Raw genomic sequence first — 12,506 nt, 5'->3', positions numbered from 1 at the left:
TATTTATAACTATCATTCTTCCAGTGAAAAAATTTATTTGTTAGCCAATCTAGAAGCAGCTTCTTCAACTTCTTTATATGCATTTTGTAATACTTCATTTGGATCTAGTACTGCTGTTCCTTGTGCACGAACAATTTGATAATCTTCAATACCAAGGAAATTAAACATTGCTTTTAAATATTTATGAGAGTATTCCACTTCTGTATACCAATCATCATTTGTATAGATTCCTCCACTTGCTTGTATAACAAGCATTCTTCTTCCATCTTTAAGTAATCCCACTGATCCAGTTTCAGTATATTTAAATGTTTCACGTGCAATCATGATATTGTCCATGTAATCTTTTAACTTTGATGGAATATTAAAGTTGTGCAAAGGTAATACGATTACATACGTATTTGCACTTTTGAATTGTTGTAAAATTTCGGACATACGCTCTGTTACTTTTTGTTCTTCATCAGTTAACTGCTGTCCATTTCCTTGCTTTTCCCATGCGCTTAAAACAGTTTTATCTATCATTGGTACTACATCATCGTATAAATTAATCTGTTCAATCGTTTCATTATTAGGAATTAATTCTTTATAAGATACTAAAAAGTGGTTAAGAACTTTAATGCTGACCGATGATGTATCATCCACTTTTGGATGTGCGTTTATGATAAGTGTTTTGTTCATTTGTATTTCCCCTTTTTAAAAGTTTTTATGTTTTAATCGTCGACAACATTAATCGACGATTAATGTTGTCTTTAATATAAACTCCGAAATTATTTTTGTCAATGAAATACATACTATTCTAAAAGAGCCTTTTTTTATTTGACTAAAATTCTAAATGGTCCTAAGATACAATTTGATAACCCTTAAAATAAAAAGCAGGTGATTTGTATATGCAATATAGTGTTGGGGTTGAATATGCCTTGCATTGCCTAGTTTATTTAATCAATGCTCCTTCCAAGGAAAGTGTTGGAATAAAGGATTTGGCAGAGTTTCAAGGACTTTCTGAAACATTCCTTTCAAAAGTTTTCGGTAAATTATCTAAAGCTGACATTGTGAATTCTGTCCCAGGTGTAAAGGGAGGATATAGGTTAGCTAAGTCTCCAGAAGATATTTCTTTTTGGGATGTAATAGAAGCTGTCGAAGGCCCAAAACCTATTTTTCAATGTAAAAATATTGTACAGAATGGTGTACTATATCGAGATGAGGTTTGTAATTCTTGTGAACCTAGCAATTCTTCTTGTACAATTAACTTAGTAATGCTTGAAGCGGAAGAACACATGCGTGAGTTTCTTCGTAAAAAGACTCTTGCATGGTTAGATAAAGAACTTGATATTGTTTTACCTGAAAAGATAAGGGTAGATACTCGTGAATACTTCAAACAAAAAAACTCTAACTAAATCGCCATGACGAATTAGTTAGAGTTTTTTTGTTTTTTAACAATATCAATCAACTTTTATTTGTCTAGTCTAAAGCCTATTTCCATGGCCAATTTGATTTCTTCACATATGTACCACATATCAGTAATTTGTTCAGTATCATTAAATTTAAAAATACCAACTTCATCCCACACTAAAAAAACCTTTTTGCCAGTAGCTGCTTAAAGGATCGCGCTGGTACAGTTGGCGAAAGAAGTTTAGGATACCCTGATGCAGGTGCACATGCGCTTGGAGTTATCTTTACGGAGATTGCGGGTAGTTTGAAATAGGAATTAGCAAGTCCCTCTGCCTTAAGGTGGAGGGACTTTTATATAGTTGATATGTAGAAGGCTTCTTTCGGTGCTCTCCCTGTAAAATATGAGTTTGTTACTATTTTTGATAAAATCTTATTTCAAAAATACAACTAATATTTCTCAACATTAATATATTGAAAATAGTTAGAATATTTAAGATAATCATTTGTGAAGAAGTAAATTATAAAAAAAGGGGGAATTTATTTTGTTACGTCGTTTATCTATTTGTACAGTACTAACAGCTTTTATATTTACTTTATTTACATTTAACGGCTCTGCTTTCGCGGCTACGAATGCTACTGAAAATGAAACAGTAGTAGCAGCTTGTGCAAAGGGAGGTACGGTAGGTGTATATGGTGCAAAGATGCGCAGTGGTTATACTGTCAATTCACCTGTCTTACATACATTTAATGATGGTACGAAAATTACTGGAACATGGGTAACTGGTGAATATGTTCAAGGTCATTACAGTAATTCTAAACAGTGGTTAAAAGTTACATATAAAGGGATGACAGGTTATGTATCCCATACAACATTATATAACGTTTGCTCATAAAACTATGTACCATAATAGCTTTGGATATATTGAGCTAATCTCTTCTAGAGATTAGTTCTTTTTTATCTCTTAGTTTTTAATGGGGCATTTTTTGAAAAAGACCAACGATTCATTAAATCGATGGTCTTACGTTTATATAGTATTCATTTGTATCTATATCAAATTTTTCATTGCTTTTTGCTTATTTTAGACTTAGTTTGTTTGTGATTGTAGCTTATCAATTTTCCAGTATGTTTGTAGAGGGTCTAAAGAGCTTTCAATATAAAACATATATTCATCTACGGTATGTGGTACTTCAAAAGCTATTTTCAATTCTACCGTTTCATTTGGTTTAACTTGTATATCAGAAGGGTTTTGATCAAGCACCTTTCCTTTATAGATTTTTCCGTCTTTTTCATCTTTTAAGTTATATTTTAATTCTGATAGTCCAATCGTTTGACCTCGTACATTTTTTACAGAGACATTAACAATGACGGAATCGTTGCTAGCATTTAAATATGCACTTTGAACAGCGGCCAAGTAATAGCCTCCCTTAACACTCTCGCCAACTAATAAAATGCCTTGTTCCAAGCGGCTCATCTCTTCTTTTTCTTCAAAATTTATTAATTCTTCATTTTCATTTTTTGCGGTTGGTTCTTCTATTGGACCATTTTCAACGGCACTATCTGTTTTATCTTGTGTGCAAGCAGCCGTAACACTGACTAATACTAGAATGAAAGTAAGTAATATAGATAATTTTCTCATAAAATTTATCTGTCTCCTTAAGTTTCTCAATTTTGTGCAGCTATACATATAAGATTAACATAATGTCTCATTATTGGCTCAAAATAGGGGGTCTTTTAGACAACTTATTCTTTTTACTTTTAATATACATTCGATTGGTTCTCGCGATATTTGTTAATCTTTTAAAACATTGGCTTAGTAATACCGAGGGTTATTATAGATATATTAATCATGTAATTTGTCCATATCAAAATGAACGTTTTTTGCATCTAATATATTGTAAATATATTTTATTTTGAAAGGATGTGATTATATGGCCCATAAATCTACTGGAGTGTTCCGAGTTCCAGTCTCTGAAAATGGGATTATTCCAACTGCTCTCAACATTATGCTAAACAATGATTCGCGTTGCCATACTAGTAATGTGACGGTAACTGTTAAGAGAAGTCGAAACACTTTTTTCCCAACTCAAAATGAATTAGTTGAAATCTCTCGTACTTTTGTTTCTTTAGAACCAAACAGAACAACTAAGATTGTGTTATTTACTCCAGAATTCCAAATAGAAGATTTTCTTGATGTCATCATTAGTGGAAATAAAGAGGATGTTAAGGATGTTCTTGTATATTCTTTCTTAGCAGATTCAGTAGGTCATAATCTGCCATCTACTGTTTTCAGAAATGCAGAATACACTTTTGCTTGCTGACACCGTGATGATGTATTCTTTACTGTCATATATCTGAATTGAATGTTGCAAGTAGCACTTCAAGGCATATAATCTATCGTTGAAAGATCATTCGGCAGAGGAGCGGTAGTTGGTGAAAGAAGTTTAGGATATCCAGATGCAGGTGCACATACGCTTGGGGTTATCTTTACGGAAATTTTAGGTAGTTTGAAATAGAAATTAAAAGATCCCTTCTACCTTAAGGTGGAGGGGGTTTCTTAATATTGTTTTTTGATATATATTGCTAAATATGTTCCAATAATTCATTCTATTGTATTGAGAATAATGTCATCTACATCAAAAAAACGGCTTATAAAAGGAACTAGTATTTGAAGGAGTTCCACCTCAAACATACTCCTATGCATATAGGTATGTTTGAGGTGGATTTATTAACGAATTTTATATATAGCATGAATGAAAATGGGATAAATAAAACAATGTTTCCTATTATGTTTTTAAGAATTAATTGAGCAGGTCCTTGTAAAAATAAAGAAAAGACACCAAAAGGTGCCTTCTGCCGACTTAAATTATTTTAATATTATCGTTCTAAGTTTAAAAGCTATAGGGATTTTTTCTGTGGGATTTGTAAGTAGTTTTTACGAAATTATGAGTGTTTTTTATTTTGTAATTCAATAAGTTCATCTGGTAGCATTTTTGTATAATATTCTTTTTCTGTTAGTTCAAATATAAATAATGCTTTTTTCCAGTTATAAATAACATCTTCTACATTATGTTGTTTAATTTTTAATAACAACTGACCTTTTAAATAGAATAGTTCACCTAATAGGTATAACGTATTTAGATTAATTGCTAATTTGATGCCCTTATCAATGTATTTTATTGCCTCTTCATGTTGATATGTGAAGTCCAAAGATTTTGCTAAATTTAACATGATTTTCAACTTAATTTCTTTATCTCTAGGAAAATCTAACTTATTAAAATTACTTAAACATCTTTTTAATATATTAATACTTTTTTCATATTCTTTATTTTCCGCATAAAATATAGCCATTGTTTGCATAATATCTATTTCTCTTTCTGATAAAAAATCAGAATTAGTTAAAGTCAGTTTTAATGCATTATTTAAAAAATCTAAAGCAGTTTTTAATGATTTATCCACCATAAATATAGCAATTGCTTCATGCCATATTAGAAATTGTTTCTCTTCTTTTGTTTGAAAATTATTTAAGTTTTTCTCTTTTTTTACTATTTCATAAAGTTCTTTATATTGTTTTTGTTTTAAGCAATCTTTTATTACAAATTTTACATTTTCTATATATTTTAATTTTTTGTTTTGAGTTAGTGCAAATATATTATTTGGATTAATACCAAGTCTTTCTGATAATTGATATAACAATATGCTAGATGGATAAATCACACCTTTTTCGATCTTACTAATTTGACTTTGTGAACATATTCCGTGACATAAGTCGGATTGTGATATATTTTTTTTAATTCTAAGTTCTTTAATGGTAATACCCAAATCGTTAAATTCCATTTTCCCCACCTACTATTTAACACTTTATTAGTATGATATTCTCTAACCTTAATGTAATGTAAAATTAATATAGTTGCAATTATTGTTTTAAAGGGCTTATCGTTTCTATAAGATGGTGAGATTTTTTTATGTACAAAAAAAGACACCAAAAGTTCCTTTCGCCGACTTGAACCACATTCATTTAATATAAACTTATCTGTATTTTTACATGATTTTCTAATCCCTCTATTATCCATTTGATAAAATAAAATCCTAATATTACCAATAATTAAATAAATATTTCTACATATTCAAGATATTTACATAAATTACAAAAGTGATACATTTAAGTTGTAAGCTATAAAAACTATTAAAGGGGGATTTATTATGTTCAGGAAATTAGTAGTAGGAGCAGTAGCAACAGGTATTGCATTAACAGGGGGAATTGGTGCAGCTTCAGCTGATACGCAAAAAGCTGTGAGCTCTCCGAAGCAAGCAACATGCTCAATTCCTTATGAGTATTCTAATGGTAAATTCAAAAGAACTCTTTATTACTCAAATGGAGTATATGCTAATAGCTTTAATGAAAATGTTTGTGGCGGGACGATTACGTGGTACTTAAAACATGTTCAAAATGGAGTTGCTTTTTACGAAGGTAATTTAAAATAGTAGATTTTTTGAACCTCATTTATTGAGGTTCTTTTATTTTTAGTTTTTAAACTGATTCTCTATAAAAAAGACACCCTAAGGTGCCTTTTTGCGATTTGATCCATTGTAATATGGTATTGAATGCCAGTCCGATTATTATTTTACCATGTTAAGTAGTTTCGGTTATTGAGAAAAAATACAACTCATTGTTTGAATGCAAAAAAGCCCTAGGGGGACTAGGACTTTTTGCTAGAATGAATAAGATTTAAAAAAGGACTTATATAACGTAACATATGAATGTTTCGTAAATGTATCAAAAAAGTGAACAAAAGCGTTAATTTTAATAAAAAAAGCTCCGCGATAAAAGCTGCGGAGCTTCATAAGGTCGAGTTATGTCGTACTCACAAGGGATTTTAACATGAATGTTGTGGTAAAAATACTGGTAAATTTATCCCATAAAACTCCCGCTGATTAGAGTTTCACTTCATTCGAAGGAATTTATGTTTTATAAATTAGATTATAATAGTTGATATTCTCCATATTGACCAGAAAAGAACTAAAAATTCTAGTGAAATTCCAAGTGTTCGTTTCCTAGTTTTTTGAAATTCTTTTATTAAATAGCCAACAGCACTAATTGCTATAAGAATAAAAAGAATAAGTTCGAGTGTAACTGGCATTTTATCTACCCCTAATACATTAATTTGTTATATAGAGATTATAAGATATTTTTACGGCTAGTGGTGAAAAATTTTATAAAACTATCTCTAATGGAGTTTTGTTTGAACTTCTAAAATTATTTGTGAAAACCATTGTACGTAAAATTTCTGCGTATGTTTTTAGGAAACAAATTTTAGAAAAAGATAACAAAAACCCCACTCCTCGTCGCCGGCGGAAGCAAAAGGGTGGGATTGTATTGAGAAATTTTTTTGAAACAACAATATTCAGAAAATTAAAAGTTTTGCTGGAAGATTTTTGTTATTATGTTAGTAATCTATAGACAAAGGAGAAGGGGCTATATGAGTGTACATGTAATAAAAAAGGAAGAAATCAATTTACTTTTACATGAGTGGTATAGAGAAATTCGTTCACAGAATTTCTCTAAGGCAAAGGAATTAAAACAAAGTATTGATACAAAAGTTAATAGTATGGAAGAAGATCGAAAGAATACAGAGTTTTATTCACTTGTAGATTTTAGATTTAAAATGTTAAGTGCAGAGTTTTATCCCCATCAATCTGACATATCTAAGAATGATCTAAGAAAAATGAAGTTAGATGAAGCTCCATCAGATGAATCTTTATTATATTATTACCATTTCTTTAAGGCTTCTCATGCTACAGTAAACGGTGATTTTAAAGTGGCTGAAAAGCATTATGGAATAGCAGAATCTTTGTTGGGAAATATTCAGGATCCAATTGAAAAAGCAGAATTTAACTTTAAGCTATCAAGCTATTATTATCACGTTTGCCAGCCTATTTTAGTAATTCAATATGCAACTAGAGCAAGGAATACATTTGAAGGGCTGTACGGGTATAGCAGGAAGGTGGCAGCATGTGACAATGTTCTGGGTTTAGCATGTGTAAAGCTAAATGAATTTGAACAAGCAGAAGTTTATTTCATGTCGTCTCTGGATATTTTGAAAAAGCAGAATGAAGAGGAGCTAATGTTACGAGTTCGACATAGTTTAGGGGTTATGTATGCAGAGCAAAACCTATCTGATTTAGCACTTCGTTACTTATCAGAAGTATCACAAAAAATTCCGAATCACTTTAGAGCGATTTTTTTGGAAGCTAGAGAGAATTTAAAGTTAGGAAAGACAAAGCTTGCAGCGTCCTTAATTGAAAAAGGATTAATAATTTGTAATGAACTGGAACAAAAAGAATATGAACATCATTTTACAATTCTAAAAGAAATGAATGAGAATGTTTCTGCTGAAGAATTAGAGTTAGCCATTTCTAAAGGAATTTATTTCTTTAATGAAGTAGGTTTATGGCAATATGTCCAGGAATATGCTGAAAAATTAGCGGTTAAATATCATGAAGAAGGAAATTCAATAAAATCTAGTGAATACTTCTATTTAGGATATAAAGAAAAAGAAAAAGGTTTTCAGAAAGGGGCTTTAAAATGAAAAGGATCATCAGCAGTTCAATTGGATTAATAATTACGGTCATACTATTAAATGGAGTAAATGTTTCAACGGACCAATCAGAGGTCAATACAACAAGTGTTATACAATATACGCATGGAGAGCCGTGGGGTTGAAGAAATATTGAAGTATAAAGAGTTGTTATATCAAAGGATTATTACCGAAGAAGAGTTCTAAGTGAAGAAAAAGTAATTATTAGGTATATAGATGAAACGCTCAAATGAGCGTTTTTTTTATTTGTATATTCGCAAGTAAAATAACATAATATTACTATGAATCCTTATAACAATATGAATTTTTGCATATTTTAAAATTCAATATATCCATCAAAAACTTTTAATTGTATAATATATTTTGTCATATTTTTAGATTTTTCGACATAAACCAACAAAAATAGAGAATGTATTGGGAGAAGACATTATGTATACAAAACTATTAAAATCAATTACATCATTATCACTTATTGGTGGTGCGTTGTTATATACAAATGGTAGCGATGTAAAAGCTGCTGAAGTGGGTGTTTTTTCTGATGTGCCGACATCACATTGGTCATATCCTGCGATTAAAGATTTAGCGAGTAAAAATATTATTTCCGGTTATGGAAATGGGATATTTGGTTTTGGAGATGTTGCGACAAGGGAGCAAGTTGCGGCTTTAATTTATCGAGTGTTAGTACCGAATAAACAAGGCGGTTCGTTTAGTAATGATGGAACTCGTTACGTATTAAAGGATGGGTCTACGTTTAAAAATCCTTACGGTGATATTAATCAAAGTTCTACAATGTTTCCAGAAGAGGTATTAACTTTAACGAATTTAGGAGTTTTTAAAGGTGATGAAAATGGCCAATTTAGACCGAAAGCTTCTGTGAGTCGTGCGGAAATGGCACAAATTCTTACAAATGCTTTCCATCTTGCGGCAAAACAAAAACATACCTTTAAGGATGTTCCAAATCCATTTTGGGCAGAAAACGCAATTAGTGCAGTGCAGTCAAATGGAATCGCAGATGGCACAGGGAACGGGAATTTTGAACCGTATGGCACAGTAACACGTGAACAGTATGCGCAGTTTTTATATAAAACTTTGAAGTATAAAAATGCTGATGTGAAAGACACAGGAGATGCGGCATTATTAACAGCTTTTAAAGAGGAAGTACAAAAGCGTATTAATACATACGAGACAAATATTACACTTCCATATAAAACGAAAAACAATAATACAAACGAAGTGATGAATACACTTTTTAACGCATATAAAGAAGTTGCAAGTAAAAATGAGTATACAAATAATAATAGATCGAATGTTTCATATGGACTTTCTGGATCACCTGGAAATTATACATTTACACTTAAGATTACATATCGTGAAACGAAAGAACAGACGGAATATGTCATGAAACAAGCGAAAGCAATCGTTTCTTCTATTACTCAAGTTGGAATGGATGATCACGAAAAAGTGAAGGCGATTCATGATTACGTAGTAAAACATGTTTCTTATGATACGTCTTATAAAGCTTACACAGCATATGAAGCACTAGTAAATCGTTCTGCGGTTTGCCAAGGTTACGCACTATTAACTTATCAATTATTAAAAGAAGCAGGAATTGAAAATCATTTCGTGACAGGAACTGGGGACGGACAACCTCATGCTTGGAATTTAGTGAAAATCGAAAACAAATGGTATCACCTGGATACAACATTCGATGATCCGGTTCCAGATGAACAGGGCCGCGTAACGTATTCGTATTTCAATTTATCAGATGAACAAATCGCAAGAAATCATGAGTGGAACCGCGGAGACTATCCGCAAGCTACAACAAATTATTATAGTACACTGACAAACAAAATTGCGGCAGGTAGTACGAAAACGCCTGCATATCAGCAAATATTAAAAGATACAAAGTTAAACTATTTAGGAAATGAATATATCGTAAACAACTATACTGAATTAAAAAATAAAATGCAGCAGCGCTATAGTGCGAAACCAGAGAAAATTGAAGTGCTGTACAAGCAATCAATGAATGGTGCACTGCAAGATGTGAAAAAGGCAATTGGCGAAATCGATTATCCGCAAGGGACAAATCGAGTTTCTTATAAAGCGGAGCCTTACAATGCGAAAGAAGGGTATTCTTTAGTGACAATTACGTTTACGTATTAAAAGCAACCTAGATCCTATGGGATCTAGGTTGTTTTTTTATTATTCTTCGACAAAACATGACAATATATAGATAAATTCTTTGCTACTATGAGATGAGAAATCTTACATTAAAAAAACTGTTTAAAATAACTAATGCAGATAGGCGGAAAAAAATGAACCGAAAGTTACTAATGGCATTAACATGCGGTACATTGCTTATGGGAATGGCTGCTTGTAGCTCAAATGAGAAGACTACAACTGAATCAAAACCTAAACAAGAAGAAAAGGTGCAGGAAAAACCGAAAGTTCAAACCATTCAAAAGCAGCAAAAAGATAGTTATGTAGTAAGTGAAGATGAACTCTCTAAAGCGGCACAGTCGATTGGTGAAATCCAAAACGAGCAAACTATAAATGATATGATGATACATATGTCTTTACAAAAACTCACATTCAATGGGAATAATCTTCATGTTTCCGGTACCCGTGATGTAGGGCGATTTCAAATGACGAAAGAAAACATTCAATACTTAAAAAACAACTTAAATGTTATTAATAATGATGAAAGACCAAAATATGAATCTATTCTGAACAAATGGTATGGTGGAGAGTTCGAATCTGTAGTTAAAGACTTTGAAGAAATTCATTATTTACGTTCAGGAAAAGAGAAAAGTATGGAGGGATCTAAACTAGCTAAAAAACCGGATAGTGATGAAAAAGAATTTATTCTCCATTTCTTTGGTCAAGAAGGATTGGATATCCATAATAAAGAGTGGAAACAGGGCGAGTTATAGAAGTAAAACTGAATTTCTCTTCACTAGGAAGTACAATGTTTTACGGAACAAAAAAATGAAGAAATTCCCTTAAATATAGTCCCATTGGGAGGTTGTCTATACTGAGATTCAATAGATACACAGTAATGCTTATCTTTCTAGCCATTGGCACAAATGCTGCATTATCTATGTGGATTAAGCAGGGAATTTTAGGTGTCATCAATGCTATTATCTTCTTGTTAACCGCTGCACGGACTACAAAATGAACTAATACAGAAGATTAGCGTAAATAAAACATTGTATTTCTTAATAAACAAAACAACTTAACGTGGTAAAATAATAGTTGGACTGGAGTCCAATACATATTATTAAAATTAAGATGGTTCAAGTCGGAGGAAGGCACCTTAGGGTGTCTATTCTTTTTTCTAAATAAGAGTCTTGCCTTAAAGAAGATGAAAAGTTAATGGATGATTACGATGAATATATAGATAAAGTTCATCCATATATTTGTAGAAAGGAGGAATTCAAATGAAGAGAGATGATAATAAGATTGGTCACTTTATATCGGAAAAAGGGAAGGAAGATTTTCAAATTGCTTACGATGAATCAATGGCACTCCTTCCAAAACCTAACGATACGAAAGATATAAAAACGAAATATGGCACAATTCGTGCTTATTATTTTACTAAAGAGGAAAACAAACATAAGGAACCAATACTCTTACTCCCTGGACGTGGTGCATCTACTCCAATGTGGGTACCTAATTTAGAAGGTCTAAGAGAAAAAAGGCCTGTTTACACGATAGATTTACTAGGTGAACCTGGAATGAGTGTGCAAACGAAGGTGATTGAAAACCAAAAACAACAAGCAAAATGGTTAAATGAAGTAATTGAAGGATTAGGTTTAGAAAGAGTGCATATCGTAGGTGTCTCCATTGGAGGTTGGACAACAATGAACTTGGCCAGATATAATCCTGAGCATATTGCTACGGCTAGTTTATTAGATCCAGTCTTTGTATTTGCGCAAATATCCATAAAAATGATTCTGGCATCTATTCCAGCTTCCGTTCCTATTGTACCTAAGTTTTTAAGAGAAAAGATGTTAAGCTATGTTTCTGGAGGAGCAGAAGCAAGTGACGATGAGCCTATCGCTAAGTTAATCGAGTCGGGTATGCGTAACTATAAACTGAAAACACCAGCGCCTGATTTATTTAGTAAAGAAGACTTAAAAAGTATTGATATTCCAGTGCTTGCACTTATGGCTGAAAAAAGTACAATGCACAATTCGGTAAAAGCAGTTGAAACTGGAAAAAAATACGTTAAAGATATTGATATAGTTAATTGGAAAAATGCATCTCACGCAATCAATGGTGAGTTCTCTAACGAGGTTAATGCTAGGATCCTTGATTTTGTAGAAAAGCATTCTAAGGATAACTAAGTTGAAGGTGGAAAATATGTTGTCATAACAACTTCATCTCTATATAGCTATTTAGGGGATTTAGCTCATTTTTTATTTTGGCATATTTTAATTCTTCTATTTTCATGAATATGTAAAATTACATAAAATTTCAGAGAAAAAGAGAGTATACTTTCATATTGTGTAATAAAGATA

The 12,506-nt window shown here is 31.7% G+C and carries 13 protein-coding genes and 1 pseudogene; 11 read left to right on the top strand and 3 right to left on the bottom strand.

Annotation, left to right across the window (positions count from 1 at the left end):
- Window positions 1-33: 33 nt before the first annotated feature.
- Window positions 34-675 carry an FMN-dependent NADH-azoreductase gene (locus BUA87_RS12570; RefSeq protein WP_065228397.1) on the bottom strand — a complete coding sequence of 214 codons (642 nt, stop codon included), beginning with the start codon at window positions 673-675 and terminating at the stop codon, window positions 34-36.
- Window positions 676-884: 209 nt separating this feature from the next.
- On the opposite strand from BUA87_RS12570, the gene BUA87_RS12565 reads away from it, so the two are divergent.
- From BUA87_RS12565 to BUA87_RS12555, 3 genes and pseudogenes are all read left to right on the top strand, one after another.
- Window positions 885-1,391: an RrF2 family transcriptional regulator gene (locus BUA87_RS12565; RefSeq protein ID WP_001200331.1), complete on the top strand. Its 507-nt coding sequence runs from the start codon at window positions 885-887 to the stop codon at window positions 1,389-1,391.
- 209 nt (window positions 1,392-1,600) lie between these two features.
- Window positions 1,601-1,699, top strand: a pseudogene (locus tag BUA87_RS12560) (DAK2 domain-containing protein); the annotation flags it as partial.
- Window positions 1,700-1,928: 229 nt separating this feature from the next.
- Window positions 1,929-2,279: an SH3 domain-containing protein gene (locus BUA87_RS12555; protein WP_000946192.1), complete on the top strand. Its 351-nt coding sequence runs from the start codon at window positions 1,929-1,931 to the stop codon at window positions 2,277-2,279.
- Window positions 2,280-2,471: 192 nt separating this feature from the next.
- Here BUA87_RS12555 and BUA87_RS12550 read toward each other — a convergent pair whose 3' ends face one another.
- On the bottom strand, window positions 2,472-3,023 hold the full coding sequence (locus BUA87_RS12550; protein ID WP_001228903.1) for a DUF4352 domain-containing protein: 552 nt from the start codon (window positions 3,021-3,023) through the stop codon (window positions 2,472-2,474).
- A 292-nt stretch (window positions 3,024-3,315) separates the two neighbouring features.
- Between BUA87_RS12550 and BUA87_RS12545 the strand changes: the two genes are divergently transcribed.
- Window positions 3,316-3,705, top strand: a complete 390-nt coding sequence (locus BUA87_RS12545) for a hypothetical protein (RefSeq protein WP_000940659.1) — start codon at window positions 3,316-3,318, stop codon at window positions 3,703-3,705.
- Window positions 3,706-3,780: 75 nt separating this feature from the next.
- Window positions 3,781-3,900: a DAK2 domain-containing protein gene (locus BUA87_RS12540; RefSeq protein WP_071713771.1), complete on the top strand. Its 120-nt coding sequence runs from the start codon at window positions 3,781-3,783 to the stop codon at window positions 3,898-3,900.
- A 427-nt stretch (window positions 3,901-4,327) separates the two neighbouring features.
- Here the strand turns inward: BUA87_RS12540 and BUA87_RS12530 are convergent, their stop codons facing one another.
- Window positions 4,328-5,221 (bottom strand): helix-turn-helix domain-containing protein, encoded by an 894-nt coding sequence (locus tag BUA87_RS12530; RefSeq protein WP_000395459.1) that lies wholly within the window; start codon window positions 5,219-5,221, stop codon window positions 4,328-4,330.
- A 366-nt stretch (window positions 5,222-5,587) separates the two neighbouring features.
- Between BUA87_RS12530 and BUA87_RS12525 the strand changes: the two genes are divergently transcribed.
- The 6 genes from BUA87_RS12525 (at window position 5,588) to BUA87_RS12495 (ending at window position 12,332) form a co-directional block, all read left to right on the top strand.
- Window positions 5,588-5,869 (top strand): LCI fold-containing protein, encoded by a 282-nt coding sequence (locus tag BUA87_RS12525; RefSeq protein WP_000488870.1) that lies wholly within the window; start codon window positions 5,588-5,590, stop codon window positions 5,867-5,869.
- Between the two features lie 995 nt (window positions 5,870-6,864).
- Window positions 6,865-7,974, top strand: a complete 1,110-nt coding sequence (locus tag BUA87_RS12515; RefSeq protein ID WP_000110731.1) for a response regulator aspartate phosphatase — start codon at window positions 6,865-6,867, stop codon at window positions 7,972-7,974.
- Window positions 7,971-8,108 carry a Phr family secreted Rap phosphatase inhibitor gene (locus BUA87_RS12510; protein WP_000821342.1) on the top strand — a complete coding sequence of 46 codons (138 nt, stop codon included), beginning with the start codon at window positions 7,971-7,973 and terminating at the stop codon, window positions 8,106-8,108. Before BUA87_RS12515 ends, BUA87_RS12510 begins: the two co-directional genes overlap by 4 nt.
- Window positions 8,109-8,412: 304 nt before the next feature.
- On the top strand, window positions 8,413-10,146 hold the full coding sequence (locus tag BUA87_RS12505) for an S-layer homology domain-containing protein (protein ID WP_072939825.1): 1,734 nt from the start codon (window positions 8,413-8,415) through the stop codon (window positions 10,144-10,146).
- A gap of 152 nt (window positions 10,147-10,298) precedes the next feature.
- The gene (locus tag BUA87_RS12500) at window positions 10,299-10,916 is read left to right on the top strand and encodes a DUF6241 domain-containing protein (RefSeq protein ID WP_016513184.1); all 618 of its coding nucleotides are present in this window, start codon (window positions 10,299-10,301) and stop codon (window positions 10,914-10,916) included.
- A gap of 507 nt (window positions 10,917-11,423) precedes the next feature.
- Window positions 11,424-12,332: an alpha/beta fold hydrolase gene (locus BUA87_RS12495; RefSeq protein WP_072939823.1), complete on the top strand. Its 909-nt coding sequence runs from the start codon at window positions 11,424-11,426 to the stop codon at window positions 12,330-12,332.
- The last annotated feature ends 174 nt before the right edge of the window (window positions 12,333-12,506 follow it).

The organism is Bacillus sp. bc15, from assembly GCF_900142585.1.
Lineage (GTDB): Bacteria > Bacillota > Bacilli > Bacillales > Bacillaceae_G > Bacillus_A > Bacillus_A cereus.
The sequence above is the reverse complement of the archived record's forward strand: the minus strand, read 5'-3'. Positions and strand labels throughout refer to the sequence as shown.

Bases quoted from the DNA above. Each gene is read 5' to 3' on its own strand.
- BUA87_RS12570 (WP_065228397.1), bottom strand. From the start codon at position 675: ATGAACAAAACACTTATCATAAACGCACATCCAAAAGTGGATGATACA.
- BUA87_RS12565 (WP_001200331.1), top strand. From the start codon at position 885: ATGCAATATAGTGTTGGGGTTGAATATGCCTTGCATTGCCTAGTTTAT.
- BUA87_RS12550 (WP_001228903.1), bottom strand. From the start codon at position 3,023: ATGAGAAAATTATCTATATTACTTACTTTCATTCTAGTATTAGTCAGT.
- BUA87_RS12545 (WP_000940659.1), top strand. From the start codon at position 3,316: ATGGCCCATAAATCTACTGGAGTGTTCCGAGTTCCAGTCTCTGAAAAT.
- BUA87_RS12530 (WP_000395459.1), bottom strand. From the start codon at position 5,221: ATGGAATTTAACGATTTGGGTATTACCATTAAAGAACTTAGAATTAAA.
- BUA87_RS12525 (WP_000488870.1), top strand. From the start codon at position 5,588: ATGTTCAGGAAATTAGTAGTAGGAGCAGTAGCAACAGGTATTGCATTA.
- BUA87_RS12515 (WP_000110731.1), top strand. From the start codon at position 6,865: ATGAGTGTACATGTAATAAAAAAGGAAGAAATCAATTTACTTTTACAT.
- BUA87_RS12510 (WP_000821342.1), top strand. From the start codon at position 7,971: ATGAAAAGGATCATCAGCAGTTCAATTGGATTAATAATTACGGTCATA.
- BUA87_RS12505 (WP_072939825.1), top strand. From the start codon at position 8,413: ATGTATACAAAACTATTAAAATCAATTACATCATTATCACTTATTGGT.
- BUA87_RS12500 (WP_016513184.1), top strand. From the start codon at position 10,299: ATGAACCGAAAGTTACTAATGGCATTAACATGCGGTACATTGCTTATG.
- BUA87_RS12495 (WP_072939823.1), top strand. From the start codon at position 11,424: ATGAAGAGAGATGATAATAAGATTGGTCACTTTATATCGGAAAAAGGG.